This is a genomic window from Modestobacter sp. VKM Ac-2983 (assembly GCF_026967885.1).
Lineage (GTDB): Bacteria > Actinomycetota > Actinomycetes > Mycobacteriales > Geodermatophilaceae > Modestobacter.
In genome coordinates, this window is record NZ_JAPVBK010000003.1 from 238,861 (window position 1) to 260,077 (window position 21,217).

A 21,217-nucleotide genomic window follows, 5' to 3' on the forward strand; every position below is an offset into this window, starting at 1 on the left:
CCACTTCCACGGACGCTCACGCCTGCCGGGGTGGCCCACTCCGGTCAGCGACCGCCGAGCAGGTGCTGCGCCGCCGCGAAGCCGCCCAGGCCGCTGACCGCACCACCGCGCACCGTGCCGCCCGAGGAGGCGGCGACCACCCGCGGGTGCGCCGTGGCCACTCCCCAGGTGCCGACGGCGGCCGGGTCGGTGGCGACCGGCCAGGACAGGTCGCCGTGGAAGATGTGCCCGCCCGGCATCGCCAGCGACGCCTCGACGTCCAGCGGCGAGGACGCCTGCAGGCACGGTCGCCCCTCGCCGTCGGTGGCGAGGCAGTCGGTCAGCGGCTCGGTCAGGTGCCCGTCCAGCTGGGCGACCACCCGGCGCACCGCCTCGGCCCGGGTGCCGGCTGGGTCGGCCGCATAGAGCTCGGCCGGCGTGTGCAGCCCGAAGAGCGTCAGGGTGTGCAGCCCGGTGCCGCCGACGATCGAGGGGTCGGTGAGGGAGTGGCAGTACACCTCGAACGGGATCACCTCGGGCAGTCGCCCGGCTGCGGCCTGCGCGTACGCGGCGTCGATCTGACCGGCGGCCTCGTCGACGTGCACGGTCCCGCTGAAGACCCGGCGGGGGTCCGCGCCCGACCGCAGGCCGGGCAACCGGCTCAGCACCATGTTGACCTTCAGCTGCGACCCCGACGGCCGCGGTGCCGGGGCGGTGCCCAGCAGCTCGTCGAGCACGGCGGGGGCCGCGCCGCTGACCAGGTGCCCGGCGTCGGCGGCGTGCGCCGTCCCGTCGGCGTCGGTCCAGTGCACGGTGACCCCGTCGGCGCGGGTCTCGACCGCGGTGACCTCGGCGCGGGTGTGCAGTGCGGCGCCCCCGGTCCGGGCCGCGTCGGCGAGCGCACCGCTGACCGCTCCCATGCCACCGACCGGCACCCGCCAGCGACCGGTGCCGTTGCCGACGAGGTGGTAGAGGAAGCACCGGCCGGCCAAGCCGTCCGCGGCGTGCACGTCGGCGAAGGTGCCGATCAGCCCGTCGGTGAGCGCGATGCCCCGGACGTCGTCGTCGGTGAGGTGGTCGGCCACGACGTCGGCCAGCGGCCGCTCCCGCAGGTCGTGCCACATCCCCGGGTCACGCAGGCGTGCGGTGAGCTCGGCCTCGCTGGGCAGCGGGCCGGTCAGGGTGGGGGCCAGGTCCTCGGCGAGGCTGGTCAGCCGGCCGTAGAACCGCTGCCAGCCGGCGAACTCGGCATCCGAGCCGGTGAGAGCCCGGAAGGAGGCCGCCGTCTCCGGCCCCTCGTCCCGCTCGACCAGCAGCCCGGTGGCCGCGCCGCCGCGGCGCACCGGGGTGTACGAGGCGACGGCGCGGTCGACCAGGGTGATCGGCAGCGCCAGGTCGGCGACGATCCGGTCGGGCAGCAGGCTGACCAGGTAGGAGTACGCCGACAGCCGGACGTCGACGCCCGGGAAGACCTGCTCGCTGACCGCGGCGCCGCCGAGCACGGCCCGCCGCTCCAGCACCAGCACCGACCAGCCGGCGCGGGCCAGGTAGGCGGCGGCGACCAGCCCGTTGTGGCCGCCGCCCACCACGATCGCGTCGTACCGGGCCGCGGTGGTCGTGCCGGGGGTGCTCACGCCAGCTCCCGGGCGAAGAAGACGGCGTACGGGTCGTCGGCGCCGATGTAGTGCCCGAACGCCTCGACCGGTCGGTAGCCCGCCGACGTGTACAGCGCGACCGCCTCCGGCTGCCGGACCCCGGTCTCCAGGCGCACCGTCGTCCACCCGCGGCGCAGCGCCTCGGCCTCCAGGCCGGCGAGCAGCAGCCGGGAGACGCCGCGACCGCGCGCCGGCGGGACGACGTACATGCGCTTGACCTCGGCCTCGGTGTCCCCGAGCGACCGCAGCGCGCCGCAGCCTATCGGCGCGCCGTCGTCGTCCCGGGCGAGCAGCACGACGGCCACGTCGGCGGCCGACGGTGGCACGCCCGGCTCTCCCGCGCCGTCGTAGCGGGCCCGCAGCTCGACCTGCTGGGCGGCGGTCAGGGCAGTGACGTCCGGGTCGTCCCAGGAGGCGGTGGAGAGGATCGGCACCGGGTCATCCTGGCGGGCGGTCGTCCACCCGCTGCCGCAGCCCCCAGACGAACGGGGCCGGACGGTGAGGTGCACGTCACCGAACCGCCGGCCCTCCATCCGGTCCACGGGGCCCAGTACGGCCACCCGCAGCGAGAGCACACGCGGCGCTCGCTCTGCGTGATGGAGAGCTCGCCAGCGACGGTGCGCGAGACGCGCCCCGGCCCGGTCGGCACCCAGTCGGGGCAACGCCTCGGCGACCAGGTCGGGTCGCGTGTCGCTCGTCCGGCGGAGCAGTACGAGACAGAATTCCCGGCGGCCCGGCCCTGCACCCGGCGAGCCTGTCACCCTCGGTGAGCGTGTTGCAGCACACGCCGGGAGTTTCTGCACAAATGTGCCCCAGCCGTTTGTCACGAGCACATAACGCACGTACGGTCACCAGCGGTCCTGACGGGCAGCGCAGTCGCCCACCCGGGTGACGACCGACAGGGCCGCCGCCGAACCACACGGCTCGCCGCAACACTCGCGGGCTCGTGGACCGGGGACCCACCGCAGCACTGGGGTGAAGCTCCGCACGGCCCGTTCGCGGGCCCGAGGAGCCGGGCGACTTCCCGCCCGAACCCGTCAGCTAACTCGGTAGGCGGCAGGTGGAAGAAAGGACACACCCGCCGAACATGGCGAGTTCGCACACCTCTGTCCGTCGTGGCCGCAACGGCCGACGGGCCCTGCTCACCCTGGTCGTCGCCGGCGGGGTCGCCCTCGCCCCGGTGCCCGCCCTGGCGGCTCCCGAAACCCCCACCACCTCGCAGGAGGCGGCCGAGCTCATCGCCGCCCGCGGTCACGACCTCGAGGTCGTGACCGAGAAGATGCACGAGGCGACCGACCTGCTGACCAGCATGAAGGCCGAGTCGGACGCCGCAGCCGCCGAGCTCGTCGCCGCTGAGGCATCCGTCGTCGAGGCTCGCGACCACGTGCGTCAGGTCGCCCGCAGCGCCTTCACCGGTGAGCAGCTCTCCTCGCTGCAGGCCATGCTCACCAGCTCCTCCGCCGACGAGATGCTCGACCGGATGGGCACGCTGGACAGCATCGCCGGGCACAACAACGAGGTCCTCGGCGTCGCGCAGCAGGCGAGCGTCGCTGCCGACGAGGCGAAGGCAGCGGCCGAGAAGGCCGCCGCCGACGCGGAGGCCCAGGTCACCGAGGTCGCCGCCCAGCAGGCCGACCTGAACGAGCAGATCGCCGAGTACCAGGCCGAGTACGACCGGCTCTCCGCCGAGGAGCGCGAGCGCGCCCGGATCCTCGCCGAGCAGCAGGCCGCGGCCGCCGCGGCTCGGGCCGCAGCCGAGCGCGAGGCACAGGCGGCCGCCGCGGCCGAGCGCAGCAGCCAGGCTGCCTCGCGCGACGAGCGGACCGCTGCCCCGGCTCCCGCCCCCGCCCGCTCGTCCGCGCCCAGCGCGGCGGCTGCCCCGGCGCCGTCCGCGCCGGTCGTGGCCGGCAGCGGCGCTGCCGCCACCGCGGTGAACGCCGCCATGGCCCAGCGCGGCAAGCCCTACGTGTGGGGCGGCAACGGCCCGGGCTCCTTCGACTGCTCCGGCCTGGTCAAGTACGCCTACGCCGCCGCCGGGGTCAACCTCCCGCGCAGCAGCAGCCAGCAGGCGACGGTCGGTCGCGCGGTCTCCCGCGCCGAGCTGCAGCCCGGCGACATCATCGCCTTCCGCAGCCCGGTGAGCCACGTCGGCATCTACATCGGCAACGGCCAGATGGTGCACGCCCCCACGTCCGGTGACGTGGTCAAGGTCGCCCCCATCGACGCGGTCAGCCCGATCACCGCGATGCGCCGCGTCGGCTGACGCACGCCGCACGACGGTGCCCCGGTCGCCTCACGGCGGCCGGGGCACCGTCGCGTCCAGGGCCGCCGGCCGATCCCCGGTGGCGACGGTCACCCCGATGTCTGCGCCGCTGCCTCGTCCCGCCGGGCACGATGGAGCAGAGCCCACCGACGTCCCACCCCGAGGAGCACCGTGCCCGCCGCACTGACCGACCCGAGGAGGGTCGCCCGCGTCTTCCGCGCCGTCGCCATCGCCGAGGCCGTCTCCTGGGTGCTGTTGCTGGCCGGCATGTTCGTCAAGCGGGTCCTGGACGCCTCCGAGCTGGGCGTGCAGGTCTTCGGGCCGGTCCACGGTGCCGTGTTCGTCGGCTACGTCGCCGTGACGCTCGTGGCCTGGCGGGTGCTCCGCTGGACCCCGGCCACCGGGCTGCTGGCGCTGGCGGCCTCGGTGCCGCCGCTGGTGACGATCTGGTTCGAGCGCTGGGCCCGGCGCTCCGGCCGGCTGCCGGTCGACGCCGCCACGCCGGCCCGGGCCGGCTGACCGCCCGATGACCCGGCGGAGCGCGCGATGACCCTGCCCGTCCTGCCCGCCACCGCCCGCACGCTGCTGGCCCGGACCGCGCGGGTCCAGCGTGACGGCCGGGCGCCCAGCCTGGTCGCGGGCGTCGTCCGGGACGGCGGGCTGGCCTGGTCGGCCGGTCGCGGGGACGTCGGCGAGCCGCATGCCGACGTGCAGTACCGGCTCGGCTCGATCAGCAAGACGGTGACGGCCCTGGTCGTGCTGCGGCTGCGGGACGAGGGCCGGTTGGGGCTCGACGACCTGCTCGAGGAGCACGTCCCCGGTACGCCGTTCGGGGAGCGCACCGTCGGGCAGCTGCTCTCCCACCTCGCCGGCGCCAGCTCGGAGAGCCCCGGCGGCTGGTGGGAGCGCGTTCCTGGCGGATCGCTGGCCGAGCTCCGGCTGACCGAGGACGACGTCGTCCTCGGCTCCGCGCGGCGCTTCCACTACTCGAACCTGGGCTTCGGGCTGCTCGGCGAGGTGGTCGCCCGGCACCGTGCACGGCCCTGGGCGGAGGTGGTCCGTGACGAGGTGCTGCTGCCCCTGGGCATGGACCGCACCACCCCGCGGCCCACCGGCCGGGCGGCGCGCGGCTCGGCGGTGCACCCCTGGGCCGACGTCGTCCTGCCCGAGCCCGAGCACGACGCCGGGGTCATGGCCGCGGCCGGCCAGCTGTGGGCGACGCTGGCCGACCTCGGCAGGTTCGCCGCCTTCCTGCTCGGTGACACCGGCGACGTGCTCTCCCCGGCGACGCTGGAGGAGATGACCGTGCCGGCCGGGGTCGACCCCTCGGTGTCCGGGTGGTCGGCCTACGGGCTGGGGCTGCAGGTGCTGCGGGTCGACGGGCACACCCTGGTCGGTCACGGCGGGTCGATGCCCGGCTTCCTGGCCGGGGTCTTCGTCGACCGGTCCGAGCAGGCCGGCGCGGTCATGCTGGCCAACACGACCAGCGGGCTCGACCCGCTGCTGCCCGGGCTGCTGGCCGACCTGCGGGCGGCCGAGCCACGGGTCGTCGACGCCTGGACGCCGTCCCCGCCCCCGCTGCCGCTGGACCTGCTCGGCGTCTGGTTCTGGGGGCCGGCCCCGCTGGTGCTGCGCGCGCAGCCCGGTGGCCTGCTGCACCTGGGGCCGCTGCCCGGCCGGCCCGGCCGGGCGAGCCGGTTCGCTGCGCGCCAGGACGGCACGTGGGTGGGGCTGGACGGCTACTACGCCGGCGAGACGCTGCGGATCGCCCCCGACCACCTGGACGTGGCGACGTTCGTGCTCACCCGCACGCCCTACGACCCCGAGGCCCCGGTGCCCGGCGGGGTCGACGAACGCGGCTGGACGGTGCCGTGACGCGCGCTCAGGGACGGTCGAAGGCGTCCATCGTCGTCTTCACGACCACGGCGTAGGCGACGTGCGGCACGAGGTCGCTGAGCCAGGAGCTCGCCGACCAGGTGCGCGGATCGGTGATGCCGAGGACGGTCATCGGGCCGTTGGCGGCCACCAGCACCCCGGCGCTGATCAGCGCGGTGCCCACGGCCGGCTGGGACCGGAACCCGGCCGCACGGGCGAGGCCGACGACGATGCCGGTCCCGACACCGGCGGCCAGCCCGGTCAGGGGGCCGAGCCCGGAGACCCGGTTCTGCCGGGTCTCCTCGTCCCCGGGGATCTGCACGTGCGCCTTGTCGGCCAGCTTCTCCACGGTCTGCTCCGGCGTCGAGCTGCTGCCCCGCCCGCGCACCACCATGTCGAGGTAGGTGACGGCGTTGAGCGCGGTCGTCCCCGCCGCGCCGGCGGCCGCCCCGCGGAGCACCCAGCCCAGCGTGCTGATCCCGCGCCTGCCCTTGCCGATCGTCCCGAACGAGGTCCGCTTCGCCATGGTCGCGCCCTTACCCGGGGTGCGTGGCGGGTGAAACGGCCTCAGCGCCAGCCCAGCCGACGGCGGGCCGCCCAGTACTCCCCCGGCTCCTCGGGCTGCACCCAGGTGGCCGGCAGGTCACCCGCGGGCACCTCCACGGTGCGCGCGGCGGCGTTGCTCGCCAGCTGCGCCACCGTCACCGCGCCGGAGAGCACCACGTCGCACCACGGCTGGGCCAGCGCCGCCGCCAGCGCGAGGGCGTCCACCCCCACCCCGCGCTCGCGAGCCGCGGCGACCAGCGGGGAGTCCGGCGCTGCGCCCCGGTCGGTCAGCCGGCCGTTGGCCACGCCCTCCTTGACGACCACCCGGGCGCCGGCGGCCGACGCCTCGGCCAGCGCCGGCCCGGCCGAGGGCTCCAGCAGGTTCCAGGTCGACTGCACGCTGGTGAACAGCGGTGCGCCGTCGACGGTCAGCTCCAGCCCGCGCCGGACGGCGTCGGCCTGGGCGGCCCCCGAGGTGGAGAAGCCCAGCTCGACGCCGTCGGCGCGCAGCCGGGCCAGCCGGTGCTGCAGCGGCCGGTCGGTCCACAGCGGGCTGTCGGCGGTCAGCGAGTGCACTTGATAGAGCTGCAGCCACGGGCCGAGCAGCGCCGTCGTCTCGGCCAGCTGCCGCTCGAAGGCGGCCGTCGTGTGCTCCTTCACCTCGTGCACGGTGGCGTCCGGCCGCCAGTCGGCGGTGTAGCGGTAGCCCCACTTGCTCGCCACGAACGGGACGGCCCCGGCGGTGGGCAGCCACGAGGCGAGGAACTCCTCGGCCCGTCCGTAGGACCGCGCGGTGTCCACGTACTCGACGCCCAGGGCGGTGGCGGCGGTGAGCAGCTCGTGGGTGCGCGCCTCGAGGACGGCGGGGGAGCGGTCGGCGGGCAGGTCGGCGTCCCGGCCGAGGGTGAGGTACGCCGGCCGGCCGACGGCGGCCAGGCCGAGACCCAGCTGGGCGGGGGAGTCGTGGGGCACGGGCCCATCCCAGCACCCGGACGGCGGCCGGGGCATCCTGACCGGGTGGACGACGTCGACCGGGTGCTCGAGCAGACCATCGGCGCCCTGCTGGACCAGCGCCGTCCCGGTGCCTCGATCTGCCCGTCGGAGGCCGCCCGGGCGATCGACCCGGGGGGCTGGCGGGACCTGATGCCCGCCGCCCGGGCAGCGGCCGGACGGCTGGCCGGAGCGGGCGCGGTCGAGGTCACCCAGTCCGGCGAGGTGGTCGACGTCGGCACCGCGCGCGGGCCGGTGCGGGTCCGCCGGCCCCGCTGAAACGGCTGTCCCCGCGGGCCGGACGTGGCTAGCGTGCGGTCTCCACCGGCGTACGGGAAGAGGCAGCGTGGCGGTCGACGGACAGGCGTACCGATCGGAGCTCCGGCTCGAGCTCGACCCGCCGTCGCCCGCGGCACCCCGGCCGGAGCTCGCCGACGTCGGCAAGCTGGTCCGCCGGGGCGTGCGTGCGGTGGTCGGGGCCGCCCGCGCCGAGGACCGGGCGACGCTGTCCGGCCTGCTGCTGGCCCACCTCGGCCAGGCGGGCGCGGAGCTCGACGTCGTCGAGGAGGCCTGGCCGGGCTACGAGCACGTCAACGTCCAGGCCGGGCTGGACACCTGGCTGGCCGGTGCGGGGCGCACCTGGCAGCTGGTCGGCGTCGTCGGCTTCCAGCACCGGCCGTTCGGGCTGGGCGAGCTGCTGTCGGCGGGGCCGGAGACCCAGGAGCCGTACGGGCCCCGGCCGGGGAACGCGTCCCGGGTCAACCGGGCGGCCGGCCCGGACGGGGAGTCCCGGCCGTGCGTGCGGTGCGGTGTCTACCTGGTGACCGAGGGGGTGGCTCGCACCGCCGTCCTGGTGCGCGGCCCGGAGCCGGAGTCGGGGCTGCCCACCACCACGGTGCAGGTGGTCAGCACCGACCCGGAGCTGGCCGCGCGGGCCGCGACGGAGATCCGCGCCGCGGCGATGTCGCAGAACGTGTTCCGCGGGCAGGTGCTGTCCTTCGGGTCCGAGGTGTTCGGCCACGGCCAGACCCTGCTGTAGTTCCACCGCCGGCCGACCTTCGCCGCCGACCAGCTGGTGCTCGCCGCGGACACGCTCGCCGAGGTGCAGCGCCAGGTGGTCGAGGTGGCGCGGCACAAGGAGCAGCTGCTGGCCGCCGGGCAGCACCTCAAGCGCGGCGTGCTGCTGTACGGGCCGCCCGGCGTCGGCAAGACCCACACGGTGCGGTACCTGACCAGCACCCTGGTCGGGACGACCGTCCTGCAGCTGACCGGCAACGCCCTGCACCTGATCGCCGAGGCCTGCTCGGTGGCCCGGGCGCTGGCGCCGGCGATGCTGGTCATCGAGGACGTCGACCTCATCGCCGAGGACCGCGGCATGCACCCCGGCCAGCACCCGCTGCTGTTCCAGCTGCTCAACGAGATGGACGGGCTGGCCGAGGACGCCGACGTCGTCTTCGTGCTGACCACCAACCGGGCCGACCTGCTCGAACCGGCGCTGGCGGCCCGGCCGGGGCGGGTGGACCAGGCGGTGGAGCTCCGGCTGCCCGACGCCGAGGCCCGCCGCGCGCTGTTCGACCTCTACCGGGGCGGGCTGGAGGTCGACACCAGCGGGCTGGACGACGTCCTGGCCCAGACCGAGGGGGTGACGGCGTCGTTCCTCAAGGAGCTGCTGCGCCGGGCGGCGTTGCTGGCGGCCCAGCGGACCGCGACCGGGCCGCTGAGCGTGTCGGCCGCCGACCTCTCCGGCGCACTGGACGAGCTGCTCGACACCCGCAACGCGATGACCCGCACCCTGCTCGGCAGCGCTCCGGGCTGAGGCCGGAAGGGATCAGCCCTGGTGGTCGGCGCGGTGGACCTCCCAGGGCGGCTCGGGGTCGAAGCCGCCGCCCCGGTACGTCCACCAACCGGTGGTGTGCGGCTCCCGGGTGGCCAGTGACTCGTCCCAGTGCACCAGCATCAGCCGGGCGGCGGACTCCACCGCGCTGACGCCGGGGCCCCAGAGCAGCTCGGCGTCCTCGTCGGAGCCGTCCGGCGTCCCGGGGGCGATCCAGAGCCGGTGGGTCCGGCCGGCGACCTCGACGACCGCCTCGTCCCGCCCCGGCCCCCGGGAGACGCGCGTGCCCTCGCCCGCGAGCGTGCGGACGAACAGGTCGACGACCTCCGGGCTCACCGCGCCCTCAGTCCACCTCGGCGACCGGCAGCGACCCGGCGGCGCGTTCCAGCAGCGGGGTCATCCGGTGGTCGACGAACCGGCGCAGCGCCAGGTTGGTGTCCGTGCGCTGGACGCCGGGGATGGCCAGCACCTGTTCGGTGATCCGCCACAGGTCGTCGGCATCGACCGCCACCACCTGGACCAGCAGGTCGGCGACCCCGGACAGCCCGATGACCTCCAGCACCTCCGGGATCGCGGCCAGCGCCTCGCCGACGTCGGCCAGGCTGCGCTGGACCACCTGCACGGTGACGTAGGCGCCCAGCCGGTAGCCCAGCGCCTCGGGCCGCACCCGCCGTTCGAAGGGGTCCAGGACGCCGCTGGACTCGAGCCGGCCGAGCCGCGCCTGCACGGTGTTGCGGGCCAGCCCGAGCTGCTGGGAGAGGGCGAGGACGGTGGCCCGCGGGTCCTCGGACAGGGCGAGGAGGAGTCGTGCGTCGGTGGCGTCCAGGGCTGGCACGTTGCTCAGTCTGACAGGCATCGGTGGGCGGTCGGTGGACTTTCTGCGCAACGGCGCTGGAGGTGGTTGCGCAGATCGGTCGGCGAGTGATCTTCTGCACACGCGGTCCGGCGTGCCACCATGTGTGAGTGGCGCCACATCCCCGGCGCCGCGTGGACGTCCAGCGACGGGCGCTCCGGTGACCCCGGGCTCCGCGAGACGGCGAGGAGAGTGGCGTGACCGCGTTGCAGCAGAAGACCACCGAGGTGGTCGACCCCGTACCGGGCGCCGGCGCGCCACACCTGCCGGACCAGCCGGAGCTGGTCCAGCTGCTCACCCCCGAGGGCGAGCGGGTCGAGCACCCCGACTACCGCCTGGACATCTCCGACGACGAGCTGCGCGGCCTCTACCGCGACCTCGCCCTCGTCCGCCGGTGGGACGCCGAGGCGACCGCCCTCCAGCGCCAGGGCGAGCTCGGCATCTGGGCCTCGCTGCTCGGCCAGGAAGCGGCCCAGGTCGGCGCCGGCCGGGCCCTCGCCAAGGGCGACATGGCCTTCCCCACCTACCGGGAGCACGGCGTCGCCTGGACCCGGGGCGTCGACCCGCTGCACGTGATGAGCCTGTTCCGCGGGGTCGACCAGGGCGGCTGGGACCCGATCGCCCGCAGCTTCAACCTCTACACCGTGGTCATCGGCGCGCAGACCCTGCACGCCACCGGCTACGCCATGGGCCTGCAGCGCGACGGCGCGGAGAACGCGGCGCTGGCCTTCCTCGGCGACGGCGCGACCAGCCAGGGCGAGGTGAACGAGGCGATGATCTGGGCCTCGACCTTCGCCGCGCCGGTCGTCTTCTTCTGCCAGAACAACCAGTACGCGATCAGCGCGCCGATCGAGCGGCAGTCCCGGGTCCCGCTGTTCCACCGGGCGGCCGGGTTCGGCTTCCCCGGCGTGCGGGTCGACGGCAACGACGTCCTGGCCGTGCTGGCCGTGACCCGGGCGGCGCTGGCCGCGGCCCGCGAGGGCTCCGGCCCCACCTTCATCGAGGCGTTCACCTACCGGATGGGCGCACACACCACCTCCGACGACCCGACCCGGTACCGGCTGGCCGGCGAGCTGGAGGAGTGGAAGCTGCGCGACCCGATCGCCCGGCTCAAGGCGCACCTGTCCCGCAGCGGCATCGCCGGCCCCGAGTTCTTCACCGCGGTCGACGCCGAGGGTGACGAGCTCGCGGCCCGGATCCGGAAGGGCACCGTGGAGATGCCCGACCCGGCGGGCACGGAGATGTTCGACCACGTCTTCGCCGAGCAGACCCCGGAGCTGGCCCAGCAGCGCGCGGAGTTCGTGGCTTACCACGCCTCGTTCGAGGGGGAGCAGTGACCGAGACGCTGACCATCGGCAAGGCGCTCAACCTCGGCCTGCGCAAGGCGATGGAGGACGACGGCAAGGTCGTGCTCATGGGGGAGGACATCGGCAAGCTGGGCGGGGTCTTCCGGATCACCGACGGCCTGCAGAAGGACTTCGGGGAGGCCCGCGTCGTCGACACCCCGCTGGCCGAGGCCGGCATCCTCGGCACCGCGGTCGGCCTGGCGATGCGCGGCTACCGGCCGGTGTGCGAGATCCAGTTCGACGGGTTCGTCTTCCCCGCCTACAACCAGATCGTCACCCAGGTCGCCAAGATCCACGCCCGGTCCCGGGGCAGGCTGCCGATGCCGATCGTCATCCGGATCCCCTTCGGGGGTGGCATCGGCGCGGTCGAGCACCACAGCGAGAGCCCCGAGGCCTACTTCGCGCACACCGCCGGCCTGAAGGTCGTCGCGGTCAGCACCCCGGCCGACGCGTACTGGGGCATCCAGCAGGCGATCGCCGCCCCCGACCCGGTCGTCTTCCTCGAGCCCAAGCGGCGGTACTGGGAGAAGGGCGACGTCGACCCGGACGGCACCCCCGACCCGCTGTTCGGCTCCCGGGTGGTCCGCGGCGGGGACGACGTCACGGTGCTCGCCTACGGGCCGATGGTGAAGACGGCGCTGCAGGCCGCCGACGCCGCCGCCGAGGAGGGCCGCTCGCTGGAGGTCGTCGACCTGCGCACCCTCTCCCCGCTGGACCTCGACCCGGTGTACGAGTCGGTCCGCCGCACCGGCCGCTGCGTGGTCGTGCACGAGGCGCCGGTGACCCTCGGCCTGGGCGCGGAGATCGTCGCCCGGGTGACCGAGCACTGCTTCCACTCGCTGGAGGCGCCGGTGCTGCGGGTGGGCGGGTACGACACCCCGTACCCGCCGTCGAAGATGGAAGAGGACTACCTCCCCGACCTCGACCGCGTGCTCGACGCCGTCGACCGAGCGATGGGCTTCTGATGGCCGAGCTGCGCCAGTTCAAGCTGCCTGACGTCGGGGAGGGGCTGACCGAGGGCGAGATCCTGTCCTGGCTGGTCGCCGTGGGCGACACGGTCACCGTCAACCAGCCGCTGTGCGAGGTCGAGACGGCGAAGGCCGCCGTCGAGCTGCCCAGCCCGTTCGCCGGCACGGTCACCGAGCTGCTGTTCGACGCCGGGACGACGGTCGACGTCGGCGCGCCGATCATCACGATCGACGTCGGTGGGGGCGCAGCCCCGGCCCCGGCCGCGGAGGCACCGGCAGCCGAGGGCACCGGTTCCGGCCTGATCGGGGAGACCAACGCCAACGGCCGGACGGCGGTGCTGGTCGGGTACGGCCCGCGCAGCACCGAGGCCAAGCGCCGTCCCCGCCGCGGTCAGCCGGTCGAGGCCGCGGCCGTCCGGGCCACCGCACCGCAGGTCCTCCCCGAGGCCGACTACGGCTCCGGCGGCGACCGGCCGCCGTTGCTGGCCACCGCCCCGGACGCGACGGTCAAGCCGGTCCGGCACGGTGGGCTGGAGGCCGCCCGCGCGGCCGAGGCGGCGGCGGCTCGCCGGCCCGCCGACCCCGCGGCGTCGGCGTCGTCCGCCACCGCCGGCCGCGGTGCCCTGCGCCCGCTGGCCAAGCCGCCGGTGCGCAAGTACGCCAAGGAGCTCGGCATCGACCTGACCACGGTCCGCGGCACCGGCGAGGGCGGGGTGATCACCCGCGCCGACGTGGACGCCGCGCTCGCCCCGCCGGCCGAGCCTCAGGTCGCCGGGAGCGGTGACACCCGGATCCCGATCAAGGGGGTGCGGAAGCACACCGCCGCAGCGATGGTGGCCAGCGCCTTCACGGCGCCGCACGTCACCGAGTTCCTCACCGTCGACGTCACCCGCACGATGAAGCTGCGGGAGCGACTCACCACCCGGCCGGAGCTCGCCGGGGTGAAGATCAGCCCGCTGCTGTTCGTGGCCAAGGCGCTGCTGCTGGCGGCGAAGCGGCACCCGATGGTCAACAGCTCCTGGGACGAGGCCGCCCAGGAGATCGTCGTCCACGGCGCGGTGAACCTGGGCATCGCCGCCGCCACCCCGCGGGGCCTGATCGTGCCGAACGTCAAGGACGCCGGCCGGCTGTCGCTGGCCGAGCTGGCCGGCGCGCTCAGCGAGCTCACCGAGACCGCGCGGGCCGGGAAGACCCAGCCCGCGGAGATGACCGGCGGCACGATCACGATCACCAACGTGGGCGTCTTCGGCGTCGACACCGGCACGCCGATCCTCAACCCCGGCGAGTCGGCGATCCTGGCCTTCGGCGCCGTCCGGCAGATGCCCTGGGTGCACAAGGGCAAGGTCGTGCCCCGGCAGGTCACCCAGCTGGCCCTCTCCTTCGACCACCGCATCGTCGACGGAGAGCTCGGTTCCCGGTTCCTGGCCGACGTGGGGGCGCTGCTGCACGACCCCGGCACCGCCCTTACCTTCTGACGGTGCGCACCCAGCTCGGACCCCTGCTGTCCTTCGCCGCCGGTTCCCGGGTCCCCGGGGGGTTCGGCTACCTCGGCGACGACGGGCGGGTGCTCGCCGACAAGCCGGTGGAGACCTGGATCAGCGCCCGGATGACGCACGTCTTCGGCCTCGGCGCGCTCGTCGGCGAGCCGGGAGCCCAGGAGCTCGCCGCCCACGGGGTGGCCGCACTGCGCGAGGGCCCGCTGCACGACGCGGAGCACGGCGGCTGGCGATCCGCGGTGGGGGCAGGCGCCGACGACGACCGCAAGGCGGCCTACGTGCACGCCTTCGTGGTGCTGGCCGGGTCGACCGCCACCGTGGCCGGCATCGCGGGCGGCCGGGAGCTGCTGGAGGAGGCGCTGGGGGTCTGGGAGCAGCGCTTCTGGGACGACGACGAGGGCCTGGCCGCCGAGTCGTTCGACCGCACCTGGGCCACGGGTGAGGACTACCGCGGCGCGAACGCCAACATGCACGGGGTCGAGTCGACCCTCGCGGCGGCCGACGCGCTGGCGCCCACCGACCCCGGCGCGGCGGCCCGGCTGCGGGCCCGTGCCCTGCGGGCGACCGAGCGGATCGTGCACGGGTGGGCCCGGGAGCGGGACTGGCGGCTGCCCGAGCACTTCACCGCGTCCTGGGAGCCGCTGCCGGAGCTCAACCGGGACCGTCCGGCCGACCCGTTCCGCCCGTACGGGGTCACCGTCGGGCACCAGTTCGAGTGGGCCCGGCTGTGTCTGCACCTGGCCGCGGCGCTGGACGAGCACGCCCCCGGCTGGCTGCAGACCGACGCCGACGGACTGTTCCTGGCCGCCGCCGAGCGGGGCTGGGCGGCCGACGGCCACGAGGGCTTCCCGTACACGCTCGACTGGGACGACCGGCCGGTGGTCGGCGCCCGGATGCACTGGGTGGTCACCGAGGCGGTCGCCGCCGCGGCCGTGCGCCACGCCGTGCACGGCGATCCGCGCACGGCGTCGCTGCAGCACCGGTGGGAGGAGCTCGGCGACCGGCTGTTCCTGGACCCGGCCGTGGGCAGCTGGCATCACGAGCTGACCCCCGAGGGCGCGGTGAGTAGCGGCACCTGGGCGGGCAAGCCGGATGCGTACCACCTGGCACAGATGCTCCTGCTGCCCGGGCGGCCGGTGCGCGGCAGCGTGGCCGCCGCCGTCCTCGCCTCGCGCTGACCCGGGGCGGGATCCCGCTACGGTGCACCACGATCATGGCGCCGTCCGGCGTCGGGGTGACCGCCGAGGAGGCGCTGGACCATGAGCGGAGCAGGGAACGGCCGGACCGCTCGGCACGAGCAGCTGCGGGAGCCGCTGGGGATGCCGACCCTGCTCCGGTGGCGCCGCATCGGGCTGGCTGCGGGCACGGTCGCGGTGCTCGCCGTCCTCGGCTTCCTGGCCGTCGCGGTGGCGCTGGACGGCGCCGGCGGCCTGCTCGGTGCGCTCGTCCTGGTGGCCGCCTTCATCTGTGCGCTGGCCGCGCTGAGCTTCCTGCGGCGTGCGTGGGCCGATCCCGAGGTCGCCGACGACCCGCGGGTGATCCGGGCCGGGCGCTGGTCGGGCATCGCCTCGACCGCCTGGTACCTGGCGCTCGTGCCCGGCCTCGCGGTCCGGGTCCTCCCCGAGTCGTTCGACTGGCTCCGCTGGCTGGTGCTGGCCCTGGGCGCCTGTGCCCTGCTCGCCTTCACGGGCATGCTCGTGCTCACGGCCCGCTGGCACCCGACCCGGCGCTGACGCGCGACGAGAGCGGCTGATCACTCCGGGTGTGTTCGACGTGCGCCACCGGGTAGGGGCGACTGGACGTACGAGACCCCGAGAAGAGGAGGCTCCCCATGGCGAACGTGGAGAAGTCGATCGACGTGGACGTGCCCATCCGGCAGGTCTACGACCAGTGGACGCAGTTCGAGTCGTTCCCGGAGTTCATGAACGGGGTCGAGCGGATCACCCAGCTCGACGACCGGCACACCCACTGGGTCACCAAGATCGGTGGGGTCGAGCGCGAGTTCGACGCCGAGATCACCGAGCAGCACCCCGACGAGCGGGTGGCCTGGAAGAGCACCGACGGCGAGACCCAGCACGCCGGCGTCGTCACCTTCCACAAGATCAGTGACAACACCACCCGGGTCATGGTCCAGCTGGACTGGGAGCCGCAGGGCCTGGTGGAGAAGGTGGGCGCCGCCGTCGGCGTCGACGACCGGCAGATCAGCGCCGACGTGAAGAAGTTCAAGGAGTTCATCGAGAGCCGGGGCACCGAGACCGGTGCCTGGCGCGGGGACGTGCCGCGCGAGGGCTGACCTCGCCCGCGACCTGACTACGGTGCCCGGCTCCTCACCTCGAGGAGGCGGGCGCCGTCGCGGGGGCCTCATCCGATGTGCACTGCACGACCGGATGGGGCATGGCTTGGATCATGACGACGACGACCCCGCTGCGCGCACTCGCGCTGACCTGCAGCCTCAAGCCCTCGCCCGCACCCTCCAGCACCGACCTGATCGCCCGCCAGGTCCTCGACGCCCTGGTCGGGCACGGCGTCGAGGGTGAGCTGCTCCGTGTGGTCGACCACGACGTGAAGCCCGGCGTCGAGGTCGACATGGGCGACGGGGACGCCTGGCCGTCGATCCGGGAGAAGATCCTGGCCGCCGACGTCCTGCTGCTCGCCACCCCGACCTGGGTCGGGCACATGAGCAGCGTGGCCCAGCGGGTGGTCGAGCGGCTGGACGCCGAGATCTCCGAGACCGACGACCAGGGGCGTCCGCTGGTGTTCGGCAAGGTCGGCATCGTCGCCGTCGTGGGCAACGAGGACGGCGCGCACAAGATCAGCGCCGACCTGTTCCAGGCGCTGGACGACGTGGGGTTCACCGTCCCGGCCCAGGGCGCCACGTACTGGAACGGCGAGGCGATGCACGGCACCGACTACCAGGACCTCGACGAGACGCCGGAGGCGACCGCCACGACGACGGCCACTGTGGCCCGCAACGCCGCGCACCTGGCCCGGCTGCTGAAGGCCTCACCCTTTCCGCCGGCCTCCTGAGCCGACGCACCCAGGACGACGATGGCGCCCGTCCCCTCATCGGAGGGGACGGGCGCCATCGTCGTGCGGTGCTGGGTCTAGGTCGTGCGGTGCTGGGTCTACTCGGCGTCGAGGTCGCTGGCGACCATGTCGGCGATCCGGTCGAGCACCGCCTCGTCGTCGCTGTCGACGACGACCTCGGTGCCCTGCTTGGCGCCGAGCGTCATGATCATCAGCGGCGAACCGGCGTCGACCGCGTTCCCGCCGGGGGTCGCCAGCGTGACCGGCACCCCCGACTTGGAGACGGCCTCGGCGATCAGGGCCGCCGGACGGGCGTGCAGTCCGACGGCGGAGCCGACGGTCACGGTCTTGGAGGGCATCGGTGCCTGCTTTCTGAGGTCGGCGTGCTGAGGGTCAGTGTGCCGGTCCGGCGACGGCCGGGCGCGCCGGGGAGGTGCCCGCGCCGGAGTCCCCGTCGAGGTCAGCGGTGAGGTCGCTGGCCAGCGGCTCTCCCCGTTTGGTCCCGCCGACGCTCTTGGCGAGGGTGACGGTGACGCCGCCGACGACCGCGCCGACGAGGACGGCGAGGAAGAACAGCGCCCAGTTGCTCATCGCGAACCAGACGAAGAACCCGCCGTGCGGAGCCTGCAGCTCCAGGCCGAGGCCGGCGACGATTGCCCCGGTGGTCGCGCCACCGAGCATCATCGACGGGATGACCCGCAGCGGGTCGACCGCGGCGAAGGGGATGGCGCCCTCGGAGATGAACGAGGCGCCGAGCAGCCAGGCCGCCTTGCCGTTGTCCCGCTCGGCCGCGGTGTACAGCTTCGGGCGGAGGACGGTGCTGGACAGCGCCATGGCCAGCGGCGGCACCATGCCGGCCGCCATGACGGTGGCCATGATGACCAGCTGCTGCTGGCCGCCCTCGCCGGCGATGGCCGCGGTCAGCCCGGTGGTGGCGAAGACGTACGCCGCCTTGTTCACCGGGCCACCCAGGTCGAAGCACATCATCAGGCCGAGGATGATCCCGAGCACGATGGTCGCGGCGCCGGTCAGCCCGTTGAGGAAGTCACCGAGCCCCTCGAGGGCGGCGGCCAGCGGCTGGCCCAGCACGACGACCATGAGCCCGCTGGAGATGAACGTGGCGAGCAACGGGATGATCACGACCGGCTGCAGACCGCGGGCGAAGGCCGGCAGCTTCCAGCGGCTGATCCACAGCGCCGCGAAGCCGGCGATGATGCCGCCCACCAGGCCGCCGAGGAAGCCGGCGCCGACGGTGAGCGAGACCGCGCCCACGACGAAGCCGGGCACGATGCCGGGCCGGTCGGCGATGGCGTAGGCGATGTAGCCGGCCAGCGCGGGGACGAGGAACCCGAACGCGGCCTGGCCGAGCACGGTGCACAGGGCTCCGAGGTAGCCCCAGAACCCGTCGTTGAGGCCCTCGAGTGGTTCGGCGTTCGGCAGGTTGAGGAAGTTGTTGTTCAGTGCCCAGTTCAGCGCGTAGCTCTGCGCGCCGTCGGTGGCCGGGTCGACGTTGACGATCTGGTAGCCGCCGAAGAGGAAGCCCAGTGCGATCAGCAGCCCGCCCGCGGCGACGAACGGGATCATGTAGCTGACGCCGGTGAGCAGCCAGCGGCGGATCTCCGCGCCGGTGCTCGGCCGGTCGCTGGTGCCGGTGGCGGCCGCCGCCCCGGACGCAGCGGCGCCCGGCACCCGGCGGGCGTTCGGGTCGTCGGCGGCGGCGAGGGCCTCGCGGATCATCACCTCGGGCTCGTTCATCGCCCGCTTCGTCCCGGACTGCACCAGCGGCTTGCCGGCGAAGCGCTCGCGGTCCTTGACCCCGACGTCGACGGCGAAGATGACGGCGGCGGCCTGGCTGATCACCGCGGGGTCCAGCGGGGTCGAGCCCGAGGAGCCCTGGGTCTCCACGTGCAGCTCGACGCCCATCTCCTTCGCCGCGGCGGTGAGCTTGTCGGCGGCCATGTAGGTGTGCGCGATGCCCGTGGGGCAGGCGCTGACCGCGACGATGCTGCGGGTGCCCGTCGGGGCGGGCTCCGCTGCTGAGGCGGGCGCCGCTGCCGGGGTGGGCGCCGACGCAGCGGCGGTGGTGGCGCCGCCGGTGGTCTGCGGGGCCGGTGCTTCCGGCGGGGAGACGACGTCCTGCACCAGGCCGACGACCTCCTCGGCGCTGCCGGCCGCCCGCAGCGAGGCCACGAACTCCGGGCGGACGAGCGCCCGGGCCAGCGCGGTGAGCAGCGTCAGGTGGTCGGCGTCGCCGTGCTCGGGTGCCGCGATGAGGAAGGCGAGGTCGGCCGGGCCGTCGGGCGCGCCGAAGTCCACCTTCGGGTCCAGCCGGGCGAAGGCCAGCGACGCCTGGGTCACGGCAGCGGAGCGGCAGTGCGGGATCGCGATTCCGCCGGGCAGCCCGGTGGCGGCCTTCGCCTCCCGGGCCATCGCATCGGCGTGCAGGTCGTCGGCGCCGGTGGCCCGGCCACTGGCGGCGACCAGGCCGGCCAGCTGCCGGACGACGGATCCCTTGTCGTGACCGAGGTCGGCGTCGAGCGCCACCAGTTCGGTCGTGATGAGTGCGGACATGGTGCGTCTCCCGGGTGTTCTCAGCGGGCGCCGGCGGCCGGGGCGGCCTCGGCGGGAGTCGGGTGGCCGGGCAGTCCGGCGGTGACGGTGACCCCGGCGGGGTCCACCTGTCCGGGCGTCGGCACGGCGGAGCCGGGCAGCGCGGCGCTGGCGGCGCCGTAGGCCACCGCCGACCGCAGCCGGTCGGCCGGTGCGGCACCGGCGAGGTCGGCCAGCAGGTACCCGGCGAGGCTGCAGTCGCCGGCGCCGACCGTGCTGCGGACGGTGACCCGCGGCGGGCGGGCCGACCAGAGCCCCCCGTCGGCGGTGGAGAGCAGAGCCCCGTCGGCACCGAGGGTCAGCAGCACCTCGGCCACGCCCCGCCGGTGCAGCGCGGCGACCGCGGCAAGCGCGGCCTCGGGGTCGCTGGTCACAGCCTCCTCGGGCAGGCCGGCCAGCTGGGCCAGCTCCTCGGTGTTGGGCTTGAGCAGGTCGGGGACCGAGTCCGGGCCGGCGGCCAGCAGGGCCAGCAGCGGTTCCTCGGAGGTGTCGACGGCGATCCGGGCGCCCGTGCTGCGGAGCGCGCGGACCAGGGTGGCGTACCAGTCGCGGGGCGCCCCCGGGGGCAGCGAGCCGGACAGCACGACCCAGTCGGCGGTGCGGGCGTGGTCGAGGAGGGCACGCTGCAGCGCCTCGAGCGCCGGCTCGTCCAGCCGGGCGCCGGGCTCGTTGAGCTTGGTGGTGATCCCGTCGGGCTCGGTGAGGGTGTAGTTCGTGCGCACCGGGCTGTCGATGGGCACGCTCGCCAGGGTCAGACCGAGCTCCCGCAGGGTCCGCACGATCAGGTCGTCGTCGGCGGCCGGGAGCACCGAGACGACCTCGGCCCCGGCTGCGGCCACGGCGCGGGAGACGTTGACGCCCTTGCCACCGGGTTCGGTGTGGCTGGCGCCCAGCCGGGTCACCGCCCCGCGGTCCAGCGGGCCGGGCAGGTCCAGTGTCCGGTCCAGGCTCGGGTTGGCGGTCAGCGTGACCACCCGTCCAGCCGGTGCGGCTTCCGTCCTCATGCGACGAGCACCTCGATCCCCTGTGACTCGAGCTCGGCGACGACGGCCGGGTCGGCCTCGTCATCGGTGACCAGGACGTCGACGTCCTCGATGGCCGCGAAACGCACCAGGTGCTCACGGCCCAGCTTGCTGCTGTCGCCGAGCACCACGACCCGCTGCCCGGCGCGCGCCATCGCACGCTTGACCGTGGCCTCGGCCTCGTCGGGGGTCGAGAAGCCGTACCCCGCGCTGATCCCGTTGGTGCCCAGGAAGACGATGTCGGCCCGCAGGTCGGTGAGCGCAGCGACGGTGGACTCCCCGACCGCGGACTGGGTGATCCCGCGGACCCGCCCGCCGAGCACGTGCAGGGTGATGCCCGGGGACCCGGAGAGCCGGGCGGCGATCGGCACGGAGTTGGTGGCGGCGACCAGCGGGCGGTCGCCGGGCAGCAGCTCGGCCAGGGCCGCCGTCGAGCTGCCGCCGTCCAGGATGAGGCTGCCGTTGGCGGGCGGGAGGAGGGCCAGCGCCGCGGTGGCGATCCGGCGCTTGGCCTCGGTGCGGGTGCCGCGTCGCACCCCGAGCGCGGGCTCCACCGCAGTCAGCGTCCCGATCGGCACGGCGCCGCCGTGCACCCGGCGCAGCATCCCGGCGCGTTCGAGGAGGGCGAGGTCGCGGCGGACCGTCTCCGTGGTCACCCCGAAGTGCTCGGCGACCGCGGTCACCGCAACCCGGCCGCGCTGGGTGACCAGGCCGGCGATCGCCTGCTGACGCTCCTCCGCGTACATGCTCACC

The 21,217-nt window shown here is 74.9% G+C and carries 23 protein-coding genes and 1 riboswitch; of the genes, 13 read left to right on the forward strand and 10 right to left on the reverse strand.

The features are described 5' to 3' along the window. Nucleotides 1-44: 44 nt before the first annotated feature. A complete protein-coding gene (locus O2W18_RS12980) occupies nt 45-1,613 on the reverse strand; it encodes a phytoene desaturase family protein (protein ID WP_269187941.1) in 1,569 nt (522 codons plus the stop codon). Further along, entirely contained in the window at nt 1,610-2,068 is a 459-nt protein-coding gene (locus tag O2W18_RS12985) for a GNAT family N-acetyltransferase (protein WP_269187942.1), read from the reverse strand. The genes O2W18_RS12980 and O2W18_RS12985 overlap by 4 nt, the downstream gene beginning before the upstream one ends. A gap of 481 nt (nt 2,069-2,549) precedes the next feature. After that, nucleotides 2,550-2,705: riboswitch (cyclic di-AMP (ydaO/yuaA leader) on the forward strand. 16 nt (nt 2,706-2,721) lie between these two features. Between O2W18_RS12985 and O2W18_RS12990 the strand changes: the two genes are divergently transcribed. From O2W18_RS12990 to O2W18_RS13000, 3 genes are all read left to right on the forward strand, one after another. Next, nucleotides 2,722-3,897, forward strand: coding sequence for a C40 family peptidase (locus tag O2W18_RS12990; RefSeq protein WP_269187943.1), 1,176 nt, complete (start codon nt 2,722-2,724; stop codon nt 3,895-3,897). A 171-nt stretch (nt 3,898-4,068) separates the two neighbouring features. Beyond that, nucleotides 4,069-4,416 carry a DUF3817 domain-containing protein gene (locus tag O2W18_RS12995; protein WP_269187944.1) on the forward strand — a complete coding sequence of 116 codons (348 nt, stop codon included), beginning with the start codon at nt 4,069-4,071 and terminating at the stop codon, nt 4,414-4,416. A 27-nt stretch (nt 4,417-4,443) separates the two neighbouring features. After that, nucleotides 4,444-5,772, forward strand: a complete 1,329-nt coding sequence (locus O2W18_RS13000) for a serine hydrolase domain-containing protein (protein WP_269187945.1) — start codon at nt 4,444-4,446, stop codon at nt 5,770-5,772. A 7-nt stretch (nt 5,773-5,779) separates the two neighbouring features. On the opposite strand, the gene O2W18_RS13005 is transcribed toward O2W18_RS13000, so the two are convergent. After that, entirely contained in the window at nt 5,780-6,298 is a 519-nt protein-coding gene (locus tag O2W18_RS13005; RefSeq protein WP_269187946.1) for a hypothetical protein, read from the reverse strand. Between the two features lie 41 nt (nt 6,299-6,339). Further along, nucleotides 6,340-7,290 (reverse strand): aldo/keto reductase, encoded by a 951-nt coding sequence (locus O2W18_RS13010; protein WP_269187947.1) that lies wholly within the window; start codon nt 7,288-7,290, stop codon nt 6,340-6,342. A gap of 45 nt (nt 7,291-7,335) precedes the next feature. Between O2W18_RS13010 and O2W18_RS13015 the strand changes: the two genes are divergently transcribed. From O2W18_RS13015 to O2W18_RS13025, 3 genes are all read left to right on the forward strand, one after another. After that, nucleotides 7,336-7,587: a DUF3253 domain-containing protein gene (locus O2W18_RS13015; protein WP_269187948.1), complete on the forward strand. Its 252-nt coding sequence runs from the start codon at nt 7,336-7,338 to the stop codon at nt 7,585-7,587. A 67-nt stretch (nt 7,588-7,654) separates the two neighbouring features. Next, nucleotides 7,655-8,347, forward strand: a complete 693-nt coding sequence (locus O2W18_RS13020) for a hypothetical protein (protein ID WP_269187949.1) — start codon at nt 7,655-7,657, stop codon at nt 8,345-8,347. Nucleotides 8,348-8,383: 36 nt separating this feature from the next. Next, nucleotides 8,384-9,124, forward strand: a complete 741-nt coding sequence (locus O2W18_RS13025; RefSeq protein WP_269187950.1) for an ATP-binding protein — start codon at nt 8,384-8,386, stop codon at nt 9,122-9,124. A gap of 12 nt (nt 9,125-9,136) precedes the next feature. Here O2W18_RS13025 and O2W18_RS13030 read toward each other — a convergent pair whose 3' ends face one another. Both O2W18_RS13030 and O2W18_RS13035 read right to left on the reverse strand, forming a co-directional pair. Then, the gene (locus O2W18_RS13030; protein WP_269187951.1) at nt 9,137-9,478 is read right to left on the reverse strand and encodes a hypothetical protein; all 342 of its coding nucleotides are present in this window, start codon (nt 9,476-9,478) and stop codon (nt 9,137-9,139) included. A gap of 7 nt (nt 9,479-9,485) precedes the next feature. Beyond that, nucleotides 9,486-9,977, reverse strand: coding sequence for an Lrp/AsnC family transcriptional regulator (locus O2W18_RS13035; RefSeq protein ID WP_269187952.1), 492 nt, complete (start codon nt 9,975-9,977; stop codon nt 9,486-9,488). A gap of 215 nt (nt 9,978-10,192) precedes the next feature. Between O2W18_RS13035 and pdhA the strand changes: the two genes are divergently transcribed. From pdhA to O2W18_RS13070, 7 genes are all read left to right on the forward strand, one after another. Further along, nucleotides 10,193-11,332, forward strand: coding sequence for a pyruvate dehydrogenase (acetyl-transferring) E1 component subunit alpha (gene pdhA, locus O2W18_RS13040; protein WP_269187953.1), 1,140 nt, complete (start codon nt 10,193-10,195; stop codon nt 11,330-11,332). Further along, nucleotides 11,329-12,306 (forward strand): alpha-ketoacid dehydrogenase subunit beta, encoded by a 978-nt coding sequence (locus O2W18_RS13045; protein WP_269187954.1) that lies wholly within the window; start codon nt 11,329-11,331, stop codon nt 12,304-12,306. The genes pdhA and O2W18_RS13045 overlap by 4 nt, the downstream gene beginning before the upstream one ends. Then, nucleotides 12,306-13,784, forward strand: coding sequence for a dihydrolipoamide acetyltransferase family protein (locus O2W18_RS13050; protein WP_269187955.1), 1,479 nt, complete (start codon nt 12,306-12,308; stop codon nt 13,782-13,784). The genes O2W18_RS13045 and O2W18_RS13050 overlap by 1 nt, the downstream gene beginning before the upstream one ends. A gap of 2 nt (nt 13,785-13,786) precedes the next feature. Further along, nucleotides 13,787-14,983: an AGE family epimerase/isomerase gene (locus O2W18_RS13055; RefSeq protein ID WP_269187956.1), complete on the forward strand. Its 1,197-nt coding sequence runs from the start codon at nt 13,787-13,789 to the stop codon at nt 14,981-14,983. A gap of 81 nt (nt 14,984-15,064) precedes the next feature. Next, nucleotides 15,065-15,538, forward strand: coding sequence for a hypothetical protein (locus O2W18_RS13060; RefSeq protein WP_269187957.1), 474 nt, complete (start codon nt 15,065-15,067; stop codon nt 15,536-15,538). A 98-nt stretch (nt 15,539-15,636) separates the two neighbouring features. Next, complete coding sequence (locus O2W18_RS13065; protein WP_269187958.1) at nt 15,637-16,098, forward strand: SRPBCC family protein; 462 nt, start codon at nt 15,637-15,639, stop codon at nt 16,096-16,098. 101 nt (nt 16,099-16,199) lie between these two features. After that, nucleotides 16,200-16,832, forward strand: a complete 633-nt coding sequence (locus tag O2W18_RS13070) for a flavodoxin family protein (RefSeq protein WP_269187959.1) — start codon at nt 16,200-16,202, stop codon at nt 16,830-16,832. Between the two features lie 98 nt (nt 16,833-16,930). On the opposite strand, the gene O2W18_RS13075 is transcribed toward O2W18_RS13070, so the two are convergent. From O2W18_RS13075 to O2W18_RS13090, 4 genes are read right to left on the reverse strand one after another with little or no spacing between them, the layout of a single operon-like run. Further along, nucleotides 16,931-17,191, reverse strand: coding sequence for an HPr family phosphocarrier protein (locus O2W18_RS13075; RefSeq protein WP_269170237.1), 261 nt, complete (start codon nt 17,189-17,191; stop codon nt 16,931-16,933). A 34-nt stretch (nt 17,192-17,225) separates the two neighbouring features. Continuing rightward, nucleotides 17,226-19,403 carry a PTS fructose transporter subunit IIABC gene (locus tag O2W18_RS13080; RefSeq protein WP_269187960.1) on the reverse strand — a complete coding sequence of 726 codons (2,178 nt, stop codon included), beginning with the start codon at nt 19,401-19,403 and terminating at the stop codon, nt 17,226-17,228. Nucleotides 19,404-19,423: 20 nt separating this feature from the next. After that, on the reverse strand, nt 19,424-20,446 hold the full coding sequence (locus O2W18_RS13085) for a 1-phosphofructokinase family hexose kinase (RefSeq protein ID WP_269187961.1): 1,023 nt from the start codon (nt 20,444-20,446) through the stop codon (nt 19,424-19,426). Further along, nucleotides 20,443-21,210 (reverse strand): DeoR/GlpR family DNA-binding transcription regulator, encoded by a 768-nt coding sequence (locus O2W18_RS13090; protein ID WP_269158121.1) that lies wholly within the window; start codon nt 21,208-21,210, stop codon nt 20,443-20,445. The genes O2W18_RS13085 and O2W18_RS13090 overlap by 4 nt, the downstream gene beginning before the upstream one ends. Nucleotides 21,211-21,217: the final 7 nt, after the last annotated feature.

Coding starts and splice junctions, on each gene's coding strand:
- O2W18_RS13000 (WP_269187945.1), top strand. CDS start 4,444: ATGACCCTGCCCGTCCTGCCCGCCACCGCCCGCACGCTGCTGGCCCGG.
- O2W18_RS12990 (WP_269187943.1), top strand. CDS start 2,722: ATGGCGAGTTCGCACACCTCTGTCCGTCGTGGCCGCAACGGCCGACGG.
- O2W18_RS13005 (WP_269187946.1), bottom strand. CDS start 6,298: ATGGCGAAGCGGACCTCGTTCGGGACGATCGGCAAGGGCAGGCGCGGG.
- O2W18_RS13075 (WP_269170237.1), bottom strand. CDS start 17,191: ATGCCCTCCAAGACCGTGACCGTCGGCTCCGCCGTCGGACTGCACGCC.
- O2W18_RS13050 (WP_269187955.1), top strand. CDS start 12,306: ATGGCCGAGCTGCGCCAGTTCAAGCTGCCTGACGTCGGGGAGGGGCTG.
- O2W18_RS13080 (WP_269187960.1), bottom strand. CDS start 19,403: ATGTCCGCACTCATCACGACCGAACTGGTGGCGCTCGACGCCGACCTC.
- O2W18_RS13060 (WP_269187957.1), top strand. CDS start 15,065: ATGAGCGGAGCAGGGAACGGCCGGACCGCTCGGCACGAGCAGCTGCGG.
- O2W18_RS13070 (WP_269187959.1), top strand. CDS start 16,200: ATGGCTTGGATCATGACGACGACGACCCCGCTGCGCGCACTCGCGCTG.
- O2W18_RS13065 (WP_269187958.1), top strand. CDS start 15,637: ATGGCGAACGTGGAGAAGTCGATCGACGTGGACGTGCCCATCCGGCAG.
- O2W18_RS13085 (WP_269187961.1), bottom strand. CDS start 20,446: ATGAGGACGGAAGCCGCACCGGCTGGACGGGTGGTCACGCTGACCGCC.
- O2W18_RS13090 (WP_269158121.1), bottom strand. CDS start 21,210: ATGTACGCGGAGGAGCGTCAGCAGGCGATCGCCGGCCTGGTCACCCAG.